21 protein-coding genes are annotated in these 26,968 nt (G+C 36.1%); all 21 read left to right on the top strand.

The genetic code is table 11. The annotated features are described in order from the left end of the window. Window positions 1–17 precede the first annotated feature (17 nt). On the top strand, window positions 18–2,993 hold the full coding sequence (gene polA, locus CC92_RS0105055) for a DNA polymerase I (RefSeq protein ID WP_051650828.1): 2,976 nt from the start codon (window positions 18–20) through the stop codon (window positions 2,991–2,993). Window positions 2,994–3,073: 80 nt separating this feature from the next. After that, entirely contained in the window at window positions 3,074–3,691 is a 618-nt protein-coding gene (gene coaE, locus CC92_RS0105050) for a dephospho-CoA kinase (RefSeq protein WP_034218469.1), read from the top strand. 460 nt (window positions 3,692–4,151) lie between these two features. Then, a complete protein-coding gene (locus CC92_RS0105045) occupies window positions 4,152–6,281 on the top strand; it encodes a cell division FtsA domain-containing protein (protein ID WP_029504079.1) in 2,130 nt (709 codons plus the stop codon). 33 nt (window positions 6,282–6,314) lie between these two features. After that, window positions 6,315–8,039, top strand: a complete 1,725-nt coding sequence (locus CC92_RS0105040) for a sensor domain-containing diguanylate cyclase (RefSeq protein ID WP_029504080.1) — start codon at window positions 6,315–6,317, stop codon at window positions 8,037–8,039. 111 nt (window positions 8,040–8,150) lie between these two features. Next, on the top strand, window positions 8,151–8,945 hold the full coding sequence (locus tag CC92_RS0105035) for an MBL fold metallo-hydrolase (protein WP_029504081.1): 795 nt from the start codon (window positions 8,151–8,153) through the stop codon (window positions 8,943–8,945). A 108-nt stretch (window positions 8,946–9,053) separates the two neighbouring features. Next, a complete protein-coding gene (locus tag CC92_RS0105030) occupies window positions 9,054–9,326 on the top strand; it encodes an ACT domain-containing protein (protein WP_029504083.1) in 273 nt (90 codons plus the stop codon). Between the two features lie 18 nt (window positions 9,327–9,344). Next, a complete protein-coding gene (locus CC92_RS0105025) occupies window positions 9,345–10,709 on the top strand; it encodes a PFL family protein (RefSeq protein ID WP_029504084.1) in 1,365 nt (454 codons plus the stop codon). Between the two features lie 91 nt (window positions 10,710–10,800). Then, a complete protein-coding gene (locus tag CC92_RS0105020; protein WP_051650829.1) occupies window positions 10,801–12,261 on the top strand; it encodes an aminoacyl-histidine dipeptidase in 1,461 nt (486 codons plus the stop codon). A 335-nt stretch (window positions 12,262–12,596) separates the two neighbouring features. After that, entirely contained in the window at window positions 12,597–13,868 is a 1,272-nt protein-coding gene (locus CC92_RS20730; RefSeq protein WP_051650830.1) for an LCP family protein, read from the top strand. Between the two features lie 339 nt (window positions 13,869–14,207). Beyond that, a complete protein-coding gene (locus tag CC92_RS21445; RefSeq protein ID WP_051650831.1) occupies window positions 14,208–15,746 on the top strand; it encodes an LCP family protein in 1,539 nt (512 codons plus the stop codon). A gap of 21 nt (window positions 15,747–15,767) precedes the next feature. Beyond that, entirely contained in the window at window positions 15,768–16,571 is an 804-nt protein-coding gene (locus tag CC92_RS0105000) for a GTP pyrophosphokinase (RefSeq protein WP_029504090.1), read from the top strand. Between the two features lie 168 nt (window positions 16,572–16,739). Next, window positions 16,740–18,200, top strand: coding sequence for an RsmB/NOP family class I SAM-dependent RNA methyltransferase (locus CC92_RS0104995; protein WP_029504092.1), 1,461 nt, complete (start codon window positions 16,740–16,742; stop codon window positions 18,198–18,200). A gap of 83 nt (window positions 18,201–18,283) precedes the next feature. Then, the gene (locus tag CC92_RS0104990) at window positions 18,284–19,006 is read left to right on the top strand and encodes a pseudouridine synthase (RefSeq protein WP_081841923.1); all 723 of its coding nucleotides are present in this window, start codon (window positions 18,284–18,286) and stop codon (window positions 19,004–19,006) included. A 168-nt stretch (window positions 19,007–19,174) separates the two neighbouring features. Next, window positions 19,175–19,825, top strand: coding sequence for an HAD family hydrolase (locus tag CC92_RS0104985; protein WP_029504094.1), 651 nt, complete (start codon window positions 19,175–19,177; stop codon window positions 19,823–19,825). A 103-nt stretch (window positions 19,826–19,928) separates the two neighbouring features. Then, entirely contained in the window at window positions 19,929–20,495 is a 567-nt protein-coding gene (locus tag CC92_RS21440) for a hypothetical protein (protein WP_051650832.1), read from the top strand. 124 nt (window positions 20,496–20,619) lie between these two features. Continuing rightward, window positions 20,620–21,603 (top strand): RluA family pseudouridine synthase, encoded by a 984-nt coding sequence (locus CC92_RS0104970; protein WP_029504097.1) that lies wholly within the window; start codon window positions 20,620–20,622, stop codon window positions 21,601–21,603. Between the two features lie 69 nt (window positions 21,604–21,672). Beyond that, window positions 21,673–22,209: a Holliday junction resolvase RecU gene (locus CC92_RS0104965; protein ID WP_029504099.1), complete on the top strand. Its 537-nt coding sequence runs from the start codon at window positions 21,673–21,675 to the stop codon at window positions 22,207–22,209. A gap of 504 nt (window positions 22,210–22,713) precedes the next feature. Beyond that, window positions 22,714–23,970, top strand: coding sequence for an ATP phosphoribosyltransferase regulatory subunit (gene hisZ / locus CC92_RS0104960; protein ID WP_029504101.1), 1,257 nt, complete (start codon window positions 22,714–22,716; stop codon window positions 23,968–23,970). A 23-nt stretch (window positions 23,971–23,993) separates the two neighbouring features. Next, window positions 23,994–24,644, top strand: coding sequence for an ATP phosphoribosyltransferase (gene hisG / locus CC92_RS0104955; protein ID WP_029504103.1), 651 nt, complete (start codon window positions 23,994–23,996; stop codon window positions 24,642–24,644). 284 nt (window positions 24,645–24,928) lie between these two features. Continuing rightward, the gene (gene hisD / locus CC92_RS0104945; protein WP_029504105.1) at window positions 24,929–26,236 is read left to right on the top strand and encodes a histidinol dehydrogenase; all 1,308 of its coding nucleotides are present in this window, start codon (window positions 24,929–24,931) and stop codon (window positions 26,234–26,236) included. A 125-nt stretch (window positions 26,237–26,361) separates the two neighbouring features. Then, the gene (hisB, locus tag CC92_RS0104940) at window positions 26,362–26,952 is read left to right on the top strand and encodes an imidazoleglycerol-phosphate dehydratase HisB (protein ID WP_029504107.1); all 591 of its coding nucleotides are present in this window, start codon (window positions 26,362–26,364) and stop codon (window positions 26,950–26,952) included. Window positions 26,953–26,968 lie beyond the last annotated feature (16 nt).

Below are 26,968 nucleotides of genomic sequence, written 5' to 3'. Positions count from 1 at the left end.
CTAGAATAGAGGTTAATATGAGTGAAATAATAAACAACAATATGGATAAAAAGCAGGATGATTACTTATTGATAATCGATGGTTCCAGCCTTCTATCTACCCAGTTTTTTGGGAATCTACCAAAGGAAATTATGTTTGCAAAAACGACAGAGGAAAAAGAAAAGTATTTTCCAAAGATAATGCAGACATCGACAGGGATCTATACAAATGCAGTATATGGTTTCTTAAGAGCCTTGTTAAAGATTATGAAAGAGCAAAAGCCAACCTATTTGGCGGTGACTTGGGATATTAGTCGTAATACATTTCGAAGAGAGATATATCCAGATTACAAAGGAAATCGTGGTGAAACATTAGAGCCGTTAAAGGATCAATTCAAACTTTGTCAACAAGTTTTAGATGAAATGGGAGTTGTTCAGTTCATGGATGAACGATATGAGGCAGATGATTTTAGTGGAACCTTATGTCAAATGTTTGAAGAGGAAGTTCCAATTCGTGTCATGACAAAGGATAATGATTACCTGCAATTGATTACCGAGCGGACAAACCTTTGGCTAATTCACAGTACTGCAAAAAAAACGGATGAATTATATGAAAAATACGGTTTAAGCAAGAAAGAAGTGAACGCTCCAGATCGTACATTTGTGTTTACACCAGAGTTAGTCGAGAAGGAATTCGGAATTTTACCATCTTCGGTTCCATCGCTAAAAGGAATTCAAGGGGATAGCTCTGATAACATAAAGGGTGTACCAGGAGTAGGAGAAGCTACTGCGGTTGCTTTAATTAAAGAATATAAGACGGTGGAGCATCTTTATGAGGTGCTTAATCAGTTAGATGAAGCAGGTAAAAAAGAGATCAATGAGTATTGGAAAACACTTGGAATCAAGAGGTCACCAATCAATGCGTTATTAAAGATAAGTGATACTGAGCTTGTGGGAGAAAAGGCTGCTATGCTTAGTAAAACATTAGCCACCATAAAGAAAGATATTGAGTTAAAGGATCTTAATCTAGAACAGTTAAGAATTCAAATCAATACAGAAAAAGCACAGAAGTGCTTTAATGAATTAGAATTTAAGACGTTAAAAATGGTAAACACAGCGGATGAAGCACAACCAAGTGATACACTAAGTTTTGAGGAAGAGAAGATTAAAATCACTTCTGATTTAGAAGAAGCAGAAGCATTATTTCAAAAATTGATTAAATTATGGGAGAAGAACCAGAAGAAGTCAAAGAAATCAAAGACAAATAAAAATGATAATCAAGAAGGTAGTAATATTACTATCTCAGAGGTTAAGAAACCAGAATATAATTCGAATGATGCAGTTGGAGTTAAGCTACTAATAGAGGATAAGACTCTCGTTGGTGTATCTATTTATTATGGGCAAGAAGCTTCTTTTATCATTCCATGTGAAGGGTTTATCACTTCAGATTTTATAAGTACAAAGCTTAAGGAACTTCTTGAAAAAAAGATAACACTTGCAATCTTTGACGTTAAAAAATACCTGCCATATCTAAAAGCAAAAGAGGAAAGTACTTGTTTTGATGTAAGCATAGCTGGATATTTATTAGAGCCAGACGCAAGCACTTATGAATATCAAACGATGGCAGAGAAATATCTAGAACTTGAGCTGCCAAGCGAGAAAGAGGTAGCCGGTGGACAAACCTATGTTTCGCTATTCTTACTAGATCAAGAGCAGTATAAAAAAGCAGCATGCTACGAGAGTTTTGTAGCGCATCATGCATATCCTGCTTTAATAAATCAATTAACTAAACGAGGGCTGCTTCCATTATTTGAGGGGATTGAGATGCCACTTGTTTATACATTATATGATATGGAACAAAGAGGGATTCGTGTTGATACGAAAGGGCTAGCGGTTTATGGAGATCAGCTTGGAGTTAGTATCATAGAGCTTGAAAAACAAATTTATGAAATGGTGGGTGGTGAATTTAATATTAATTCACCAAAACAATTAGGAGAAATCTTATTTGAGCGATTAGGTTTACCATATGGGAAAAAAACTAAGACTGGTTATTCTACTTCTGCTGAGGTGTTAGAAAAGTTAAGTAGTGAGCATCCTGTAATCAAATTAATCTTACAGTATCGTCAACTAACAAAATTAAAATCGACTTATGCAGATGGGCTTGCAACGTATGTAGAAGGGGATGGCAGAATTCATGGTACTTTTAATCAAACCATTGCAGCGACTGGAAGATTAAGTAGTACAGAACCGAATCTTCAAAATATACCAATTCGTATGGAGCTTGGTAGAAAAATTAGAAAGGTATTTATCCCAGAGGATGGTTATTTATTCTTAGATGCAGACTATTCCCAGATTGAACTACGTTTGCTTGCTCATATGTCAAACGATGAACGACTTATTGATGCATATCGTCAAGCTCAGGATATTCATCGTTTAACAGCTTCTGAGGTTTTCCATACCCCGTTTGATGAGGTGACAAGTGCACAAAGAAGTAATGCGAAAGCAGTAAACTTTGGTATTGTATATGGTATCAGCTCCTTTAGCTTGGGACAAGACTTAGATATTACCAGGAAAGAAGCGGAAGAATATATTAGTAAGTATTTTATGACCTATCCAAGAGTAAAAACATATCTGGATGGCTTGATTGAGGAAGGAAAGGAAACAGGGGTTGTAAAGACCTTATACGGAAGAATTCGTCCAGTACCAAACCTTAATAATACTAACTTTATGAAACGCTCAGCCGAAGAGAGAATAGCAATGAATTCGCCAATTCAAGGAACTGCTGCAGACATCATGAAGCTTGCTATGATTCATGTAAATCAAGCACTTAAAGAACGAAACTTAAAATCAAGATTGTTGCTACAAATCCATGATGAATTGCTTGTAGAAACTCATGAATCGGAAGTAGAGGAAGTCGCAATGATTATGAAAGAGGAAATGCAACAAGCTGCACGTCTTTCTGTTCCTCTAGAAGTCTCGGTAACAAAAGGAACTAACTGGTACGAGGCAAAATAAATAAATACAAATAAAAGGTTAAAAACCAAGTTTTTAACCTTTTATTAACCGACGTTACAGCGTCAGAATAGAGGATTATGATGAAAGTGATAGGACTTACCGGTGGCATTGGCAGTGGAAAATCAAGAGTTGCGGATCTTCTTCAAAAGGAATTCTTGGCGTATATTATTTACACGGATGATATTGCAAGAGACCAGATGAAAAAAGGTGGTTGTTCCTATGAGCAGGTTGTGAAGCAGTTCGGTACTCAGATTTTAGATGAGAATGAAGAGATTAATCGAGCAGAACTTGCAAGAATAATCTTTCAACAGGAAGAACTTGTGAAGCTATTAAATTCATTAACACATCCTAATGTTCATCAAGAGGTATTACATCAGATTAATGTTGTGAAGGGTAAGGAGAAACAATATTCTGCCATAATCGTGGAGACTGCGCTTTTGTTTGAGGCAGGTTATCAAGATTTTTGCGATGAAATCTGGTATGTACATGCTCCTAGATTAGATCGAATTAAGAGACTAAAAGAATCAAGGGGATATTCTGAGGAGAAAATAGAGTCTATTATGAAAAAACAAAAATCGGAGGACTATTTTCTAAGGAATAGCACTGTGATTATTGAGAATGGGAATGATATTTCGCCTGAAGAATTAAAGATTCAATGTGAAGGCTATTTAAAGAAGAATATAAAAGACGATAAGTAACACAAAGATGAATCGAAAGGCGAAAAGTAAAATAAAGATGAATTAAGATGACCAAATGGAAGAGATTGCTAGAGAATAGTTCTTCATGGAAGAGACTGCTAGTGAAAAGTTCTTCATTTGGTCATTTTTATTCATGTCAAGGAAAATTTCGCAAAGCGTGCTTTTCTTGTTTAGAAATATAAATAACCTCCATACAGATCACCCTTTTCTTTCAATAGGGGACTTCCACGCTAAATCAACATGACTTGGAAATCTTTAGATTTTTCTATGAAATCGCCCAAACCTTATTGGCAAAAAAACACTAGCTGTGATATAATATAGGTAAGAAGTATCATTTTAGGTAGATAGTGTATTCTAAAACAGAAATTGCTTGGCAACTTCTGTTTTAAATATGCTTAAAATCAAGAAAATAGGACATTGTACCTAATTTATAATAGATTATATGAGGGGGAATCACAACATGGACGCGATTACATATCCTGAAAATATGGTATTCGGTCTTGATATCGGGACAAGAAGTATTGTCGGTACCGTTGGGTATAAGCAAAATGAGCATGATTTTATCGTTGTCTCGCAGTCTATCAGATATCATGAGACCAGAGCCATGTTGGATGGTCAGATACACGATATCAATAAAGTTGCGGAAACCATACGAGAAGTAAAAAAAGATTTAGAAAAGCAACTTGGTAGAAAATTAAAGGAAGTATGTATTGCAGCGGCGGGGCGTGTGCTTAAAACAGTTACCGTAAAGGCAGAGTATAACCTTATCAATGAAGGAAGAATTTCAGAAGAACAGATACGAACACTAGAACTAAACGGAGTAGAAAAAGCATACGAAGAACTTCGCAAGGAAATTAATTCAGGGGAGGGAAATTTTTACTGTGTTGGTTACAGCGTAGTGAGATATTATCTCAATGATTATGTTATGACAAGCCTGGAGGATCATAAAGGAACCAAAATCGGAGCAGATTTACTTGCGACCTTTTTGCCGGATGAAGTAATTGAAGGTTTGTATGCTGCAGTGGAGAAAGCTGGGCTTGAAGTAGTAAATTTAACCCTAGAGCCGATTGCCGCGATTAATGTTGCAATCCCAGAAAAGTTTCGTTTATTAAACATTGCATTAATCGATGTTGGTGCTGGGACAAGCGATATCTGTATTACAAAGGATGGTAGTATTATAGCTTATGGAATGATTCCAATGGCTGGGGATGCATTAACCAATACTTTAATGCAACGCTATTTGGTTGATTTTAAAACGGCAGAGACGATGAAAACTTCTGCTCTTAAGAAAAAGACCGTTTCCTATAAAGATATCATGGGGCTTTCGAATAAAGTTACCAGAGAAGAAATCTACGAGGCAGCCAGAGAAGAAATTGATCATATTACTGCTCAGATCGCAGATCAGATATTATATCTGAATGGAGGAAAATCTGTGAGTGCTGTTTTTGTGGTTGGCGGAGGTGGTAAACTTCCTTATTTCGTAGAGGCATTATCGTCAAAGCTTAAATTGCCGAAAGAAAGAGTTGCTCTTCGCGGAGAAGAAGTTCTTAATATGGTTCAGTTCGTACAAAAAGAGATTAAGAAGGATCCTTTGTTAGTAACTCCTATCGGTATTTGTTTAAACTACTATGAGAACCGTAACAACTTTATTTATGTCATGGTAAATGGTGAGCGGGTTAAATTATATGATAATACACATTTGACTATTGTAGATGCTGCACTTGCCATTGGCTTTCCGAATGAATCTTTATTCCCTCGGAGAGGAAAAGCTCTACACTATACCATTAACGGAAGTGAACGTCTCGCACGTGGGGAAGCGGGAGAAGGCGCAATCATAATTTTAAATGGTAAGCAAGTTAGTTTGAATGCTTCCATTACTCAAAATGATATTATTCAAATCACGGAATCAACATCAGGTGCAGATGCAACACTTATCGTAGCTAAGCTTCCTGAATATAAAAGTACAATAACATTTGCAGTCAATCATAAAGAAGTCATATGTCCGAAATATGTACTTGCAAATGGGATATTGGTATCAGATACCTACCAGATTACGGATGGAGACCGATTGGAACTCATTAATCATTATACATTAGAACAGTTATTGGAATTTATGGACCTACCTTATCGTGAGGGAATTAAGATTAATCATCAGTCTGCCAAGCCACAAGACCGTGTTTATGAAAATTTCACTATTTATTATCCACTACATGAGGATATAGCCTCTTCTTATGAAGAAGTTGCAGCTATGGTATCAGAGGAGGAAATCAAAGAATTTTCTTCCATGGAGGATGATTCTTTGTATGAAGTACCTTTGGAAGAAGAAGTCACTACTTCTTCTGGTAAGAAAGAAAAAGTGGAAGAGATAAAAGTTGAGAATGCTTTTAACATGATAGTCTATGTCAATGGTTCATCAATTACATTAAGCGGAAAGGAAAAATATATACTAGTAGATATCTTAGATGTCTACTCCTTTGATTTGACTACAGCTAGGGGAAGCAAAGTGGTACTAAAAATCAATGGTGATGAGGCGGAATTTATAAGTCCATTAAAAGAACAGGATGTAATAGAAATGTACTGGGAAAAGTAAGCTATCACAGATGTCCGGAAGGAGAAGGAACGGATGAGCGACGATCTACTTGTATTTCGGAAGAAATTTTCCAGAGGCCTTGTGTTAGTTACCTTGGTCTTCTGGTTATTTACATTAATTCAATTGATTGGTGATTCATCAGAGCATGGAAGATGGGTATTATTCATAACCTCAGTTGCTCTTATTATAGACATCTTAGCAGAGCATACGAAACTATTTAAAGAAAAGATCCCATGGATAATTCTTCGATTAATCGAGTTGGTATCATTTTCAATCTGTTTTTTTGTTACCCTTGGCTCGGTAAATTCAATGTTTTTTGGAATAGAGCTTATTTCTGTAATGTTACAGTTACTGATGTTAACTGACTTTTTAGATGTTTACTCTAGGGCCATTTCATTAACAACCATGACATTACCAGCAATTATTTACTTAATCTTAATGTTACTGATAGATCCTGGAGAGCAAGCAGAGTTTTTTGGTATGGTTTGTGCCTACCTTTCCCTTATCTTTTTGGTAATGCTGATTTCCGCTTTAATTAGTGAGGTCCTAATTGCTACAGATAAGCGAATTTTTGAATTACGCCGCTTCTCAGAGCAGACAAAAGAGGCGAATGAAGCACTTAGAAACCAGCAGGAGAAATTCCGTAAAGCAAATGAAGAATTAGGTTTTCAAAAGATTAAACTAGAAACTGCTTATCATAAAATTAATAGTGCTAATACAGAAACCCAGACTTTATACCAGATCATTCGATACATCTCAACAGAGCTAGAGATTGGGAATCTGATGAAGCTCATTACAGAAGCTATTTTTGAAGCAATGGGGCTAGATGTATGCACTATTATTATAGAACCTGAGATTGCGGGTAATGAGCAGGTTACCTATGAAATACATACCAGACTTGGAAAAGATTTTTATGAACGGATGAGCGACCGCATTGAGCAAGGATGCATCGAAGAATATATGAAGGCAGAAGGCAGTTATATTGATAATGAGGTGCAGCCTGGAGCTTACTCTTTTCTTATGGATCACAAGGTGAATTCCTTACTTATTGTACCATTAGTTCGAGAGAAAAAGGTGATTGGAGCTTTATTATGTGGACATTCTCAGTTTGAGTACTTTCATGAGAATATCATGTTCTTTGAAACGGTAGTGGTTCAGCTTTTGGTTGCTATCCATAATGCGAGCCTTTATAGCAAGATGCAACAGATGGCAATCCGTGATAGTTTAACTGGAATCTATAACCGAGGACAGTTAAATGTTATTCTGGAACAGTATACAAAATGTGCGAGAGAACAGAAAAAATCATTATCGGTTGCCTTACTTGATATTGATTTCTTTAAGAAAATCAATGATACATATGGGCATCTTTTTGGCGATGAAGTAATAAAAATGGTTGCGTCGAAGATGTCGGAGGTAGCAGCTTATTATCATGGTATCGCAGCAAGATACGGTGGAGAAGAATTTGTTATAGTGATACCAGATATAGAAATATCAGACTTCTACCATATTATAATCTCATTAAAGGAAGCAATTGATTCTACAGTCCTTTATTTTAATGAGGATGAGATCAATGTGAAAGTTAGTGTTGGTATAAGTTCTTATCCGGAGACGAGTAGAAGTTGTCAGCAACTTTTAAACCGAGCAGACGGAGCAATGTATTATTCCAAGCAAAATGGTCGTAATAGTATCACGGTAGATAATGACATTGTGCAAGATTATGTAAGAAAGAATAAGGAAACGAGTGGGAGTTGTGACTAGATTCTAAAAAATCAAGTTGCACTTCCCTTTTTCTTGCTATTTCCCGAAAATTGATATATACTAAACAACAATTGAAAGGCGTTATTGGTTACGACAGGAAGGATGAATACTATGAAGATGTGTAGCATTGCCAGTGGAAGCAGTGGCAATTGTATTTATATAGGCAGCAATGAGACAAACCTTTTGGTGGATGCAGGAGTTAGCGGTAAGAGAATTGAAAGTGGTCTATTATCTGCCGGTGTGGATCCTAATTCTTTAAACGGCATCTTAATCACCCACGAACATACCGATCATATCCAAGGTATTGGTGTTTTAGCAAGAAGATATAAACTACCAATCTATGGTACAGTAGAGACAATCAATGCAATGCTTCGATTAAGTAGTGTGGGTAGAATTGAGGAGGGTCAGCTTCATTTTGTGAAACCGGATGAGGAGTTTTTAATTGGTGATATTTTAGTGGAGCCGTTCTCAATATCTCATGATGCAAGTAATCCAGTATGTTATACTTTTACCAACGGTGGTCATAAGATAGGTATGGCTACCGATCTTGGAACCTATGACAGTTATACCATATCAAAGCTATGTGGGGCGGAAGTACTTTATCTAGAAGCAAACCACGATGTTAATATGTTAATGGTGGGAAGTTATCCATATCATTTAAAACAACGTATTCTTGGAGAACGAGGGCATCTATCCAATGAGACTTCGGCTAAACTTATCTGTGAATTACTTCATGATGACCTACAACATGTGTTACTAGCGCATATGAGTAAAGAGAATAATTACGCGGAGCTAGCGTATGAAACCGTACGTTGTGAAGTAGAACAAAGTGTTACAAATCAAAGTAAGATGCCAGTAATCACAGTGGCAAATCGCGATATTCCATCAGAGATGGTTATTATATAAACTAAGAATTTGCAAAGCAAATTCTTAGGTGCGTTTTATGCACCATTAATTTGATTATCGAAACATGTTTTTGGGTTTCAATAATATATGGTTAGAGGAGGATTTACTATGAAAAAAACGATTATTACAGTAGTAGGACATGACTGCGTTGGTATTATTGCAAAGGTATGTACATATCTTGCGGATAACAAGATTAATATTTTGGACATCTCGCAAACCATTGTGTCCGGTTTTTTTAACATGATGATGATAGTAGATACTAACGAGTCTAGTAAAGATTTTAGTCAGTTAGCGGATGAATTAGAGCAAATTGGAAAAGAAATTGGTGTAGTAATTAAGGCACAAAGAGAAGATATTTTCGATATGATGCACCACCTATAAGAAAGGAACTCATTCGCCATGATAAATTTTAATGAAGTATTAGAAACGAATAAGATGATTGAAAAGGAAAATCTCGATGTTCGAACAATAACACTCGGAATTAGCCTTTTGGATTGTATTAGTAGTAATTTAGAGGAATTAAATCAGAATATCTATGACAAAATAACAATGGTAGCAAAAGATTTGGTTGCGACCGGTAAAAAAATAGAAAGACAATTTGGAATTCCAGTGGTGAATAAGCGAATCTCGGTAACTCCGATCGCAATGATTGGTGCTTCTGCCTGCAAGACACCAAAGGATTTTGTGACTATCGCACAAACACTGGATAAAGCTGCGCATACCGTTGGTGTAAATTTTATTGGAGGTTATTCTGCTCTTGTATCAAAAGGTATGACTTCTTCAGAACGTCTTCTTATCGAATCAATTCCAGAAGCTCTAGCTGTTACAGAAAGAGTATGTAGTTCTGTAAATGTTGGTTCAACAAAAACTGGAATTAATATGGATGCAGTTAAGTTATTAGGTCAGATTGTGTTAGATACCGCAGAATATACGAAGGAAAGAGATTCCCTTGGTTGTGCAAAGCTAGTTATTTTCTGTAATGCACCGGATGACAATCCATTCATGGCGGGAGCTTTTCATGGGGTAACCGAAGCAGATGCAATTATCAATGTCGGCGTCAGCGGTCCTGGTGTAGTAAAGACGGCATTAGAAAATGTTCGCGGAGAGGAATTTGGTGTTCTTTGTGAAACCATTAAAAAGACAGCATTTAAGATTACCCGTGTGGGACAGTTAGTTGCGATGGAGGCATCCAAGATGCTTAATATCCCATTTGGTATCGTAGATTTATCACTCGCACCAACTCCTGCAGTAGGTGATAGCGTAGCAGAAATCCTTCAAGAGATCGGTTTAGAATATCCGGGTGCTCCAGGAACTACAGCAGCACTTGCTTTATTAAACGACTCAGTGAAAAAGGGTGGTGTTATGGCTTCTAGTTATGTTGGTGGATTAAGTGGTGCTTTTATTCCTGTCAGCGAAGATCAAGGTATGATCGATGCAGTTAGAGCTGGTTGCCTTACTTTAGAAAAATTAGAAGCAATGACTTGTGTTTGTTCCGTGGGTCTTGATATGATTGCAATTCCAGGTGATACGTTGGCAACAACCATTTCAGGAATTATTGCAGATGAGATGGCTATTGGTATGATTAATCAAAAAACAACTGCTGTTCGTCTGATACCGGTCATCGGCAAGAAGGTAGGCGACGTTGCAGAATTCGGAGGATTACTTGGATATGCGCCAATTATGCCAGTGAATAACTTCTCTTGCGATAATTTTGTAAATCGTGGTGGTCGTATACCAGCTCCAATCCATAGTTTTAAAAATTAGTTTTAAGAATCAAATATTAGAAAGAATAGGTAAGTTAGAAGTTTTACCTGAAACTACAGGTGATAAACTTCTTTAAGAAATGGAGGTTATGATGGAAGGCGTTTATCAACAGTTATCCAGTATGGATTATAAAAATGTGTTAAAATACTTCGTAGAACTCTCAGCAGTACCAAGAGGATCGGGACACAATGAGAAAATCAGTGAGTATCTTGTGAATTTTGCAAAAGAACATAACTTAGCGTATGTTCAAGATGAAACATTAAATGTAATTATCTATAAAGAAGCGACAAAAGGATATGAAAATCATACCCCAGTTGTGATTCAAGGACATATGGATATGGTTTGTGTAAAAGCAGAAGATAGTAATCATGACTTTTTAACGGAGGGGTTAGAGCTTATCGTCGAAGGTAACAGTATACGAGCGAATAAGACGACACTTGGTGGAGATGATGGAATAGCGATAGCATATGGTCTTTCGCTATTATCCGATGAATCTTTAGAGCATCCAGCGTTAGAAGTTCTAATTACAACCGATGAAGAAACTGGAATGGATGGTGCGAAAGCACTTAACCCTGATCATTTAAAAGGCCGTTATATGATTAATGTAGATTCTGAAGAAGAAGGTACTGTATTGGTTGGCTGTGCCGGTGGACTTAGATTTTATGCTGAACTTCCTCTTAATTACACAGAGAAGGAAGGAAAGAAGGTTAAGTTTGTAGTACGCGGCTTAAAAGGTGGTCACTCTGGAGCAGAAATTCATAACAACCGTACGAATGCAACCATACTGTTAGCAAGAGCAGTGATGGAATTAAAAGAGAAATTCGATTTCCTTTTATGTGATATAAAAGGCGGTGACAAAGACAATGCAATTCCTAGCTTCGCACAGGCAGAAGCAATTGTTTCTCTAGAAGATGCAGATGCATTAGCAGCATATGCAAAAGAACTAGAGGGAAAATACCAGAAGGAATTACAAGCATCAGAGCCAAATGTTAAGTTTGAATGTCAGATAATTGGTGAAGAAAAAGCGAAGGTAATACATCCAAGCTCTATGATGAAAGTATTATTTGCCCTTTTACAAGCGCCGAATGGTGTTCAAGTAATGAGCTCTGAGATAGCCGGACTAGTAGAAAGTTCTCTAAACCTTGGAATCTTTGCGATAGAAGAGGAGATGGCAATTTTCCACTATTCTGTTCGTAGTGGAAAGAGTAGTTATAAATACTTTATTACGGATAAACTAAGCTTTTTATTTGGATTCTTAGGAGCTGAATATGAAAGTGGTTCGGAGTATCCAGCATGGGAGTATAAAAAGGATTCCAAACTTAGAGATTTGTATTTAAAGGTATACAAGGAACTATTTCATGAGGATGCCAAGGTAATGTCCATACATGCTGGCCTAGAATGTGGATTAATTAGTGAAAAGATACCGGATATGGATATTATATCAATCGGACCTAATATGAAAGATATTCATACTCCAATGGAACAACTGGATATTCCATCAACGATCCGTGTTTATCAGACAATAGAAAAATTATTACAACACATGAATTAAAAATAAGAAAACACCAGAAAATATGCATCGGTGAAGCTGCTTTCCCCGCTTAAAAAAAGGATTTTCATTCTGTTTTTTAGGCAGGGAGCAGCTTTTTGATTGGGAAATTAGCATAGGGGATAAGGCTTACGATTTGATACTTTAGGTGATCTAGTTCAGAGATAATTAATATTTGCCATAAAATCTTAACTTTACATTTTAAAATAAATGTCGTATTATGTGTAAGCTATCATTTTTTTAAAAGAAATTATTAATTAGAAAAATAAGATAAAAAATTGACATAATAAGTATTACAAAGATAACATTCGTTGATTGAAAGGGAACAGGGGAATGAAATGAAAGACGAGGATGTTAAAGTAAGAGGTCAACATAATAGAAATGATTCGGAGGATGATTTTTTTCCGGATCGCATTGAGATGCCTGAGGAACTGGAGTCACAAGATGATTTTTTGAGTGAAATCAGTGAATCGTTAAAGCAACAGGTGAACGAGGAACTGATGCAAGAGGCAGGGGGAACGACGGAAGAGATGAGTAATAATAAAACTAAAAAAAAGGGCAAGAAAAAAGCACTAACTATAACATTATCAATCTTAGGTGTATTACTGCTCACAGTTGGCCTTATTGTTGGAACACCAGCTGGACGTAATTTAATATATAATGCAGTGGGTGGTTATGTATCTGGGCGTATTGATAATGAGGAAGCTGAGAATAAAAAACCAAGTAATATTTTTGGAGACCATGATGAAGGGGATCTTGAAAATACGGATCCTAATCTTAGAAAAGAAAAATATGTCGCGAACTTTTTAATTGCGGGTGTTGAAGAAATAGGCGGTGGTGGACGTACTGACTCCATTATGATAGCATCTGTAAATAAGAAGGATAATACAATAAAATTAACCTCTATCATGCGAGATTGTTACGTTGAGATACCTGGTAAAAATTCAAACAAGATAAACGCAGCCTATGCCTTTGGTGGAATGGACCTATTGGTAGAAACAGTAGAACAAAACTTCAAGATAAAGATTGATGGTTATGCAACTGTGAATTTTGATTCCTTTGAAAGCATTGTCGATATTTTAGGTGGAGTTGATATTGAACTTGGTGCAGAAGAAGCAAGATATTTAAATACAACCAACTATATTTCAAACCCAGCATATCGTAATGTTAAGGCTGGTATGAACCACTTAAATGGTAATCAGGCACTTGGATACTCTCGTGTAAGAAAAGTTGTAACACTCGGAGGAGCAAACAATGACTTTGGTAGAACTCTTCGTCAGCGTCGAGTATTGAATGCTATTTTTGAAGAGTATAAGTCAAAGAATTTATTTGAATTAATGTCAATTATGGATCAGATTTTACCATTGATTAAAACAGATTTAACTGGTTCAGAAATATCTTCGGTATTACAGGCAATTGTAGAGAACAGAATATTTACAATTGAAAACCATCGTATTCCTGCAGAGGGAATGTATAGTGCTGGAAGAAATGAAGTTGGTTCTGTATTATTGTTGGATTTTGAAGCTAATGTTAAAGAATTGTACCGTATCATCTTTTTAGATGAGGAAGTAACACCTACACCAGAAGTCCTCATTGATACTCCAAACTAAACTACAAGTAGAAATTAGTGGAATTAATAAATACAGAATTTAGATTCGGTATAAGAAGATAGGCAAATCACAGAAAAGTGAGGTAGCTAGACGAGAGTTTAGTTACCCCGCTTTTTTTAGGGATTATGGAAAGTTTTCATAGAAAATATTATTATAATTGGGAAAAATGTATATAAAGATATTTCATATTTCGAAAAAAAAGGGACAAATGAATGGAAATATGGTATACTAATTACATATTTAAAGCTGAAAAAACGAAGGATGATATTCCAATCTATAGGAGTGAAAATATTGTGTTGGCGCCCAAATCGCAGGTTGGTGCCATAATGGGAGACTTTTATGAAAAGAAAAACGGACATACCCTGGGAAGAGTTTGACCCATCCAATGATGAGGAGTTTCAAAGAAACCTAGAGAACGCTTTTTTAGAGGACGAACCAGAAGAGCAGATTGAGCTGAACCATAACGAGGATATACAGTGGATCGACATAGAGGCATCCGTAAGGGAAAAAGATTTAAAACAAAGCACGTATGATAATATTAAAACATTTCATGAAAATGCAATTGAATTTGTGGAAAGCAATGAGAAAGAAAATGATAATTTTGAGCTTTATGAAAAAGCAGTACATAGCATAGTCAATCAAGAATTGATGGATGCGAAGGAAGAGGTGACGCTGACTGACAAGTTAAGTAGGGAAGAGGAAGAGATTATTTCAGAGATTACAAGATCATTAGCAAAACAGATCGATCCAGAATTAGCAGTAGAAAAAACGATGGAATCACCTTTAGAGGAACAGAGCCCAAAGGTATCGAAGAGACGAATTCAATTTATAAAGATAGGGATACCAATCTTAATTTCCCTTGGAGTACTTTTGTTTTCTGGATGTATCTTATTGTTTACAAAAACAGGACAGAATTTATTAATTCGTCTTGGAGCAAATTTTGCAGCTACTAAGTTTAATTATGACGATGGCAGTGGACATAAGGTGGAGATTATTCCAGATATTACGGATGCTCCAACGGATGATGATATAGAGAAAAATAAAGAAGATGTACAATTAAATGCAAATGACGGAACGATAAGACATGAGGATTATGCTGTTAACATTCTGCTTCTTGGAGAAGAAGCAATTTTTTCTGGAAATTCCAGAGGACGTACGGATGTTATGATGATTGCAACGCTAAATTCAAAAGAAAAATCCATTAAATTAACATCATTAATGAGAGATATGTATGTTCAAATACCGGGCTTTCAGGATGATAAGTTAAATTCTGCGTATGCTGTCGGTGGAATACCGATGTTATTTGACACGATTGAGTTAAACTTTGATATAAAATTAGATGGATATTGCCTTGTAGGATTTGATGATTTTGAAAAGATTATTGATAAGCTAGGTGGGATTGATATTACATTAACCTCTACGGAGGCAAATTGGTTAAATACTACCAATTATATATCAAATCCTAAGTATCGAACTGTAACAGCTGGACTTAATCATATGAATGGGAATCAAGCACTTGGTTTTTGTCGAATTAGAGATGTTGCCAGCGGAACGAAAGAATTTAATGATTTTGGAAGAACTTCTAGGCATCGTACTGTTTTAGATGCTATTTTCAATAAATATAAGTCACTAAATTATTGGGACTTAGCTACGCTTATGTATAGTTGCTTACCAATGGTGACGACGGATTTGGATGCGAAAGAGCTTGAGACTTATATACAGCTAGCACTAGACATCGGATTAACGGAGCTAGGTCAGCTTCGTATCCCAATCAATGGAGCATTTGAAGATGCGTATATAAGTAAAAAAAGTGTTATTATACCGAATTTGCAAAAAAATGTAGAAGCGCTGCACACTTTTATTTTTGGTGCTGAGTAATTAGGTATAGGGGGGTACACTATGGAAATACAATTATGGAGAGAGATACTGGAACCATATGCTCTTGCTGTTGACGAGCTTACGGTGAAATTTAATCATATTATTGAGGCATATCGAAAAGCAGGTATGTACTCTCCAATTGAGCAGGTTACTGGAAGGGTAAAGACGATCTCAAGTATCCTTGAGAAAGCTCAGAAAAAGTCAATTGAATTAGATCATATCGAAGAAAAGATTGAAGATATTGCTGGAATTCGAATTATTTGTCAATTTGTGGATGATATTTATAAAGTAGTGGAATTAATAAAAAATCGTTCTGATATGTCAGTTGTCAGTGAAAAAGACTATATTACCCATAAAAAAGATAGTGGATATCGAAGTTTCCATATGATAATTTCTTATCGTGTTGAAACACTCTATGGACCAAAAGAAATTCATGCTGAAATTCAGATAAGAACATTAGCAATGAATTTTTGGGCTACCGTAGAACATTCCTTACAATATAAGTACAAGCAAAATATGCCAGACAATTTACGTCAGAGACTACACAAAGCTGCAGAAGCAATCGTGACTTTAGATGCAGAGATGTCCTCTGTACGCGGTGAAATTATGGATGCTCAGAACTCTTTTAACATCCGTGCGAATATTGTAGCTGATATTTTGACTAACATACAGAATCTTTATAAAGTAGCAAACAAAAGAGAAGTTGTAAAGATTCAAGATGAATTTTTTCGTATCTATGAAAGTGAAGACTTAAAACAGTTGGAACGATTTAATAAGGAGCTTGATATTATCTCCGAAGGTTATCGGGCCCAGAGCCTTAGATAAGAAGATTTAAGGAGCCTTTGGCATTTTTATTCAAACAAGGAAAAGTGCGCGAAGCGTACTTTTTCTTATTCATGACAATAAAAAGTTCGCAAGCGTACCTTTTATTATAGTTATAGTGGCACGTCATATTACTAAGATATAAGAATAGAAAGGTTACAATACATGAATATAAGATTACCGGAAGAGTTTAAAAAAAGAATGCAGGAGATGCTTTCTGACGAATATGAAGCATATGAAAAATGCTATGAGGAAAAACACCGAGGTGGACTTCGCATTAATACACTAAAATTAAACAATGAGGAATTTGAAAAAATAAGTCCCTATGAGATAAAACGTGTTCCCTTTATTCCGAATGGCTATTATTATCCAGAGAAAGAACAGCCAGCAAGACATCCTTATTATTTTGGTGGATTATACTATATACAAGAACCAAGTGCTATGACTCCAGCAAGCTTACTTCCGGTAGAACCAGGGGATAAAGTACTTGATTTATGTGCAGCTCCTGGTGGTAAGAGTACAGAATTAGCTGCGAAGTTACAAGGAGAGGGCGTTTTAGTTGCCAATGACATCAGTAATTCCAGAGCAAAAGCACTATTAAAAAATATAGAACTATTTGGAGTTAGAAATCCAGTAGTAGTGAGTGAAGCACCAGCAAAACTAGTCAATACCTTTACAGGATATTTTGATAAAATATTAGTAGATGCTCCGTGTTCTGGAGAAGGTATGTTTCGAAAGAGCCCAGCCATTATGAAGAACTGGGAACAGTACGGCGTGGATTATTATAATAAACTACAAAAAGAGATTATACTATTGGCTGCAAAGATGCTTAAGCCAGGGGGATATCTGCTTTATTCCACATGTACCTTCTCAAAAGAAGAGAATGAAGGCACAGTTAAATTTTTACTCGAAGAAGAACCAGAGATGGAGATAGTTCCAGCAATCTGGAATTCCTTAGAGAATCAGCCAGAGTATCCGCTTCGAGAAGAAGATAGGGTTCGCTTGGAGAACATGAAAGAACGGAATCATGTTTCTTATGAGGGATTTGATTTTGGTAAACCAGAATGGGTAGAAGGACCAAAGGAATTGGTTCATACCCTGCGTCTATGGCCACAGAGAATTGAAGGGGAGGGGCACTATGTGGCTCTGCTTCGTAAGAAGGAAACTGCTTCTAGTAGCCACCATGAGCCATACCGTGTACCAGCAAAGGAAACAAAACAGATATCGGAAGAAGCAAAGGAATTTTTTCAAAAACTTCGCTTACCAATTGACCTCAATCGAATAACAGTAAAAGAAGATCGTCTCTATCTTTTACCAGAAGACTTGGTAGATTTAAAAGGACTGCGAATTCTACGTTCTGGATTATTATTAGGAGAGATGAAAAAGAATCGATTTGAACCAAGTCAGGCATTAGCTTGTGCACTAAAAGCTTCAGAATATGATAATATCTATAATCTCTCCTCCAAGGATGAGGATGTGATACGTTATCTTAAATGTGAATCAATTGAGATTAAAAAGGAATGTAAAGATGGATGGATTTTAGTTTGTGTCGATGGGTATCCGCTTGGGTTTGGTAAGTATAATAAAGGAAGTTTTAAGAATAAGTATTTACCGGGCTGGCGTTGGATGTAGTATGAAATTCGAATAGAATGTATGTAGAAGATGACATATGATGTGATATATTAATATAATTACGTACGAGACGGGAGGCAGGGATGAGTAAATCAAATTCGATGTTAAGACTAGATAAATACCTTGCAGATTTATCAGTTGGAACTAGAACAGAGGTAAAGCAGCTGATTCGAAAGGGAAGAGTAATGGTCAACGGGAATACCATCATTGTGCCAGAAACTAAGGTAAATAGTAATCAAGATAGAATCTCCGTGGATGGCAGAGAGCTATCCTACGTTCATCTAGAGTATTATATGTTAAATAAGCCCGCTGGAGTTGTGTCTGCATCCAATGATAAGAAACAGACAACCGTTGTTGATTTAATAGAGGAAGCAAAGAGAAAAGATCTTTTCCCTGTAGGACGCTTAGACAAGGATACCGAGGGACTTTTAATTATAACAAATGATGGCGATTTAGCGCATCAGCTTTTAAGTCCGAAAAAACATGTAGATAAAGTTTATTTTGCAAGACTTCGTGATCCTCTTAAAAAAGAAGATGAAGAAGCATTTGCATCTGGACTTACCATTGATGAGGAATTTACTGCCTTACCAGCTGTTTTAAAACGTGTCTCAGAGCGAGAAGCTTATGTGACCATTCGAGAAGGAAAATTTCATCAAATTAAGCGAATGTTTGAAGCGGTTAAGAATGAAGTGGTATACTTAAAACGTATATCTATGGGGAGTCTTAACCTTGATGAGAATCTTTCACTCGGGGAATATCGCGAGCTTACGGAAGATGAAATCAAGGCATTACGAAGTAGCAAATAAATTTGAACATGTGTAATTACTACTTTGCTTGGTTAAGGGTAGTATGAGATAAGAATGAAAATATAAACAGGTGCATTCCCTGTTTTAATCTAAGAAAGTACTAAGGTAAGCAGAAATTTAGATTATTGAAATAGGTACGCATGCTAAAGTTATATAGAGGGAGTTATCATGTTAAAGAATATAAATGCGGTTATTTTTGATTTAGATGGTACTTTAGTTGACTCCATGTGGATGTGGAAGGCAATCGATGTGGAATACTTAAGTAGATTTGGAATTGATTTGCCCGAAAATCTACAACGAGAAATTGAAGGAATGAGTTTTTCTGAAACTGCGGTATATTTTAAAGAACGGTTTCAGTTAGAACCTTCCGTGGAAGAAATTAAAGATGCTTGGAATGAGATGGCATATGAAAAATATACAAATGAAGTTCCATTGAAACAAGGAGCACTTAAGTTTTTACAATACCTAAAAGAAAATAATATAAAAACGGGAATTGCAACCAGCAATTCTAGGGAGCTTGCCAGTGCGGTGCTAAAAGGGCTTGATGTGGAACAGTATTTTGATGCCGTTCATACTTCTTGTGAGGTAGCCAAGGGAAAACCGTCACCAGATATTTACCTATATGTTGCAAAGAAGCTTTCCGTTGAGCCAGAAAACTGTCTGGTGTTTGAAGATATTCCTCAAGGAATCTTAGCAGGAAAAAATGCTAATATGAAGGTTTGTGCTGTTTGGGATGAGTTCTCCGTACCAATTGAGGAGGAAAAGAAGAGATTAGCGGATTACTTTATAAAATCATTTGATGAGGTATCGAAAGAATAGAGGTACTCCGTGCTAGATTATCTAGTTATGCTAGTTTGTATTCATGTTTGGGAATCTACGATATTAGAGCTAACAATAAATGTACGGAAGAATGGAGATACGGATGAATAAAATCAAAAAGGGAGAACACGGCTATATTAGGTATCGTAAAAAAGTTCAGTTTATAAAGTCACTGACTATGTTTTTGGTAGCTGCAGCTATCTTTATCCTAGGTTTAGCTCTTAATAAGTGGGAGAAAACCAACATATTTACAATTCTAGCAGTTCTTTGTGTATTACCAGCTGCAAAGCAGTTAGTTGGTTTTATCATCATTGCACCGTATACTTCTGTTCCCGATGAGATTTATCAGAGAATAGAGGGGCAATTAAGTAGGAAAGAATGCCTCTATACGGATGTTGTATTTACTTCACCAGATAAGGTAATGAATCTGGATTTTCTTACGGTTGTTGGAAATCAGGTATATGGACTCATTAGGAAAGAGAAAGTAAAGAAAGATTACATGGAAAAATATTTGATAGAGAGCTTTAAAAAGCAAGGTTTACCAGTGAAGGTTACAATATTAAAGGATGAGAATAAATTTATCCAGCGTGTTAATCAGGGGAATGTGATTGCACTGAAAGAAGAGGAAGAAAAGGCACTGACCAACTTATTGCTGTCCTTCATGGTTTAATATAGTTTTACCATTTTTCGTGTTCAAAATTCTTTTCTGAGATATAGATGATTTTATGCGTATGTAAGAAGTAACAATCTTATGATGCTTGTTGATAGATTAATAGTAAAGGATGTTAAAAAAAGTGAGAGAAATCACTATTGTAAAAAATGAAGCAGGTCAAAGACTTGATAAGTTTCTAGTAAAATACCTTAACAAGGCTCCCAAAAGTTTTTTTTATAAAATGCTTCGAAAGAAAAACATCACCTTAAATGGGAAGAAGGCAGAGGGGGCAGAAAAGCTCACGGAGGGAGATATTGTTCGTCTTTTTTTATCGGAGGAGACAATAGAAGGATTCAAAGAATCATATCAACTGGATGCGAAGGTGAATCAAAGCGCTGAGAAACTAGAGGTTCTATATGAAGATTCTCATGTGGTTATTATTAATAAACCAATTGGTATGTTATCACAGCGTGCAAAAGAGACAGACGTTTCTTTAGTTGAGTTATTAATTGCTTATCTTTTAGAGACGGGAAGCTTAACAAAAGAGGAATTATCGACCTTTAAGCCTTCGGTATGTAATCGGCTGGACCGAAATACGAGTGGGATTGTAATTGCCGGAAAAAGCTTATTCGGACTTCAGGAAATGTCAGCTAGGTTGCAGGATCGAAGCCTTCATAAATATTACCGCTGTATTGTCAAAGGAATGATGACAAAGGGAGCGCGAATTGAAGGATATCTTGCAAAAGATGAGAAAACAAATAAAGTATCCATTTATGCGAAAGACCTGAAAGATGGCGAGAGTTCTTTTATTGAAACTGAATATAAACCAATTATTAGTAAAAATGGATATACATTATTAGAGGTGTTATTAATTACTGGGAAGACTCATCAGATTCGTGCTCACTTAAGTAGTATTGGGCATCCGATTATTGGTGATATGAAATATGGAGAGGAAGCATTGAATAAAAAATTACAAAAGCAATATGGATTAAAACACCAGTTACTTCACTCCTATCGATTAGAATTTCCTAATCTTCCTAAAGAACTAGATAAACTAAGTAATCAAAAGATAATAGCACCACCTCCTAAGTTATTTCAAAACATAGAAAAAAAATTATTTATCTAGAAAAAAGTTTATTTCGCAGTTAGATAAAGTATGGAATTTTGCAAAAGATAGTGAAAAGGAGGGGAATCAATGCCATCATGGAATTCAAGAGGGCTTCGTGGATCAGCCTTAGAAGAGTTAATAAATTTAACATTAGAGAAGTATAGGGAAAACCGATTAGCATTAATTCAAAAGGTACCAACTCCGATTACACCAATTCAGATCGACAAAGAAAAACGTCATATTACACTAGCTTATTTTGAACAAAAAAGTACAGTTGATTATATTGGAGCGGTTCAGGGGATACCGGTTTGTTTTGATGCAAAGGAATGTGCTGTGGATACCTTTTCCCTGCAAAATATCCATGAACATCAGGTAAAGTTTATGGAGGACTTTGAAGAGCAGGGTGGAATATCCTTTATTATAATTTATTTTTCAAAGAAGGATGAGTTCTATTACTTACGATTTCAAGAACTCATGCAATTTTGGAATCGAAAGTTATCTGGAGGAAGGAAGAGTTTCCGTAAAGAGGAGCTTTGCGAGGATTTTTATGTAAGAAGGCATAGTGGAGTATTTGTTCCATTTTTAGAGCTGTTACAAAAGGACTTATTGGCGAGAGAGGATTAATACTCCTCGCCAAAGTCTGTCTGTGACAGCTCTTTTTGCAAGAAAAGGAATATTTTTAACGGCGTTTATTCCCTTGACACAGAAAAACATTTGCATTATAATAAGTTAACTTCGTATGGTAGCGAATTATCACGTTACCTTAATAAAGTGTGATAAATCTACTTAAAACATCTTTTTGGTGAGTGACTTCATCTTCTTAATCAAGAAGTGCAGAAATATAAGTACTCTTTTACAAGAATTGTCGTAATACAGTTACTATTTCAGTGTAGATATACAGATACCACTTTTGTGAGAATACTCGAAATGCAAATACTTCTTTATTAAGAATATTAAATGAATATAAGTATTAAAGTAAAAGAATAGAAATACGTAGCTAGTTTTTAAAGTGATAGGAATGTATAAACTCCAAAAGCATATCAATAGGAGCATAAGTAAAACCTGAAGATGTAAATACTTATAACGCTATGATTTAATTATAGTAGATTTCATAAAGGAAGGATATTTATGGATAAATTATTACATACCCCAGAGGGTGTTCGTGACATTTATAATTCTGAATTTGCAAAGAAAAAGACGCTAGAGCAAGAACTGAGTAAGCGTTTGGCACTGCATGGATTTCATGAGATACAAACTCCAATGTTTGAGTTTTTTGATATCTTTAGCAAAGAACGAGGAAGTGTTAGTAGTAAGGAGATGTATAAATTTTTTGATAGAGAGGGGAATACCTTGGTTCTTCGACCGGATATCACTCCATCCATAGCACGCTGTGTTGCTAAATATTATAAAACAGAACAGATGCCAATTCGATTAAGTTATTGTGGCAGCACATTTATTAATAGTAGCAGTTATCAGGGAAAATTAAAGGAAGCTACTCAGTTAGGAGCGGAATTAATTAATGATGCAAGCATTGAAGCGGATGCAGAGATGATTGCTTTGACTGTAGAATGCTTACAATGTGCAGGTTTAAAAGAGTTTCAAGTAGAAATTGGTCAGGCAGACTTCTTCCTTGGTATTGTTGAAGAGGCAGGATTTGATGAGGAAGAAACAGAGCAGTTACGTATTCTCATTGAAAACAAGAATTTATTTGGTGTGGAAGAGTTATTACGAGGAAAGAACTTAGAAAAGCCTGTACAAAGTGTGATCTTGCAGTTGACTGATCTATTTGGAACGTTAAATAAGGTACTTAGTGTGAAGGATTCCATACATAATGAACGTGCAAGAAAAGCATTGGAACGTATGGAAAAACTGTATGAACTGTTAACACTATATGGATATGAACAGTATATCACTTTTGATTTGGGAATGCTTAGTAAATACAATTATTATACTGGAATTATCTTCAGGGCTTACACCTATGGGACAGGTGATGCTGTGATCACAGGTGGACGCTATGACTCTTTAGTAGGACAGTTTGGAAAGCAAGCACCCGCAATTGGTATGGCTGTTTTAGTTGACCAGCTAATGATTGCACTGAGCAGACAAAAACTTATGGAAGAACCGGAGTTAGAGAATACCTTAATTGTTTATGACTCGTCTTTTATTGAAAGTGCAGTCGCATTAGCAAATCACTTCCGTGAACAGGAGATGAAGATAGAGCTGCTAGCCCATAAGGAAGATAGAACAAGAGAAGAGTACGTCGCTTATGCAAAACGTATGGGGATTGGTGGTATTCTTGCTTTATTTACCGAAGAGGAAGTAGAAGTGATTCATGCAATCGATGGAACAGTACAAAAGGTACCACTAAAAGGAATGTTATCCTAAGACGCGAAGATATGGAGGTTATAGTGAAATATATTACAATTGCATTAGCCAAAGGTCGCCTTGCGAAAAAGGCGCTTGAGATGTTAGAACAAGTTGGAATTACCTGTGAAGAAATGAAGGATCCAAACTCTAGAAAATTAATCTTTACAAATGAGGAATTAAAACTACGTTTCTTCTTAGCAAAGGCGAATGATGTTCCAACCTATGTAGAATATGGTGCTGCGGATATTGGAGTGGTGGGGAAAGATACCATTCTTGAAGAAGGACGAAAGATGTATGAAGTCTTGGATTTAAACTTAGGAAAATGTCGAATGTGCGTTGCTGGACCAGCAAGTGCAAAAGAGCTATTACATCATGGTGAACTGATTCGTGTTGCAACGAAATATCCGAATATCGCAAAAGATTATTTTTATAACAAAAAGCATCAAACGGTTGAAATTATTAAATTAAATGGATCGATCGAGTTAGCACCGATTGTTGGTTTAGCAGAAGTAATTGTTGATATCGTTGAAACTGGTTCTACCTTAAGAGAAAACGGATTGGAAGTGTTAGAAGAGATTTGTCCGCTATCTGCTCGTGTTGTAGTCAATCAGGTAAGTATGAAGATGGAGCATGAAAGAATTACTAAGATGATAAATGACTTACGAGAGGTTCTAAATAATTTAATTTATTAGGAAAATGAGGAGCTGAATATAATAGCTTCTAAAACTATAGAGATGAATGAGGAGCTGAATATAATAGCTTCTAAAATTATAGAGATGAATGAGGAGCTGAATATAATAGCTTCTAATACTATAGAAAATAATGAGAAACTGAATAAAGTTGCTTCTAAACCTATAGAAAATAATGAGAAGCTAAATATAGTGGAAACTCAAACCTATATAAATTAATTATATGAAATAAAGCTACCTTATAACCAAAGCATATGCTAAAATATTCATAGAAAGGCAGATTCGCTATGAGAATAATTGAATTAAATGATGTTACAAAAAATAATATATTAGAAAACTTACTAAAACGTAGTCCAAATCAATACAGAGAATATGAAGATAAAGTTGCAGATATTATTGGAGATGTAAAAAAACGTGGCGATGAGGCTTTATTTGACTATAGTTTACGGTTTGATAAAGCGGCCATCACGAAGGAAACCATACAGGTAACGGAAGAAGAGATTGCAAAGGCTTACGAACAAATACCTGCGTCTACACTAGAGGTTATCCGTAAATCTATACATAACATAGAGGCTTATCACCAAAAGCAAAAACAATATAGCTGGTTTGACAGCGAACCAAGCGGCATAATTCTTGGACAGAAGGTAACAGCAATTGATGCAGTAGGTGTTTATGTACCAGGAGGAAAGGCAGCGTATCCATCCTCCGTATTGATGAATGTGTTACCTGCCAAAGTTGCTGGTGTTAGAAGAATTGCTATGACAACACCACCGGGAGCCGATGGTAATGTAAATCCAGGTACTTTAGTCGCTGCAAAAGAAGCAGGAGTCACGGAAATCTATAAAGTAGGTGGAGCACAAGCAATCGCTGCACTTGCGTATGGAACTGAGTCAATAAGAAAAGTTGATAAGATTGTAGGACCTGGTAACATCTACGTAGCGCTTGCGAAAAAAGCTGTCTATGGAAATGTAAGCATTGATTCCATTGCAGGTCCAAGTGAAATTCTAGTAATTGCTGATGAGACTGCCAATCCTAGATTTGTTGCAGCAGACCTTCTATCACAAGCAGAGCATGATGAATTAGCTTCTTCTATTCTGATTACGACGAGCGAAGCTCTTGCTAAACAGGTTTCGGAGGAAGTAGATGACTTTTTAAAAGTTCTAAGTCGAACTGAAATTATACGTGCATCTTTAGATAATTATGGATATATACTAGTTGCAAAAAACTTAAATGAAGCAATTGATACTGCAAATGAGATTGCATCCGAGCACCTTGAGATTATGACAAAGAATGCTTTTGAAGTAATGACAAAGATTAAGAACGCTGGTGCAATCTTTATTGGTGAGTATTCTTCAGAACCTCTAGGGGATTATTTTGCAGGACCGAATCATGTACTCCCTACGAATGGAACCGCAAAATTCTTCTCACCACTGAGCGTGGATGATTTTATCAAAAAGTCCAGTATTATCTCATATTCAAGAGAAGCTCTACAGCCAGTATATCAAGACATTGTAACCTTTGCTCAGGCAGAAGGACTTACAGCACATGCTAATTCCATATCAGTACGATTTGAAAACGAAGAGGAATTAAGTTAAAAGAAATAAGTCTTAACTTAATACCCATAACCAGGATTCTAAATTATCTTACGGAACAAGTTTGTGTTTGTGCTGTCATCACAAACGTAGGAATAGAAAATATCAGCGCAGAAATGAGGGTTAATGTGAATCGAACAGCAAAAATTACTAGAAAAACGAAAGAAACCGATATAACCTTAGAGCTAAATCTGGATGGAACAGGGATAGCAGAAATAGAAACCGGAATTGGATTCTTTGATCATATGTTACAAAGCTTTGCAAAACATGGATTTTTTGATTTAAAGGTTAATGTAAAGGGAGATCTTTATGTAGATACCCATCATACCGTCGAGGATACCGGAATTGTTTTAGGGCAAGCAATTAGGCAAGCATTGATGGAGAAAACCGGGATTCGTCGGTATGGTTCCTTTTTGCTTCCAATGGACGAAACCTTGGTATTATGTGCGATTGATTTATCCGGACGTCCTTATTTGAACTATCAGGCACAATTGACTTGTGAAAAGTTAGGATATATGGATGCAGAACTAGTAAAGGAGTTCTTCTATGCCATCTCATATAGTGCAGGTATGAATCTTCATCTAAAACAAATGGATGGTAGTAACAATCATCACATAGTAGAAGCTATGTTTAAAGCATTCGCAAAGGCACTTGATGAAGCATGCGGTATTGATTCTAGGATACAAGGAGTGTTATCCACCAAAGGAACTGTAGAATAATATGGTTGGCCAAAGA

The organism is Lachnoclostridium phytofermentans, assembly GCF_000733755.1.
Lineage (GTDB): Bacteria > Bacillota > Clostridia > Lachnospirales > Lachnospiraceae > Lachnoclostridium > Lachnoclostridium phytofermentans_A.
Note: the sequence above shows the minus strand (reverse complement) of the source record. Positions and strands in the feature narration are given on the sequence as shown.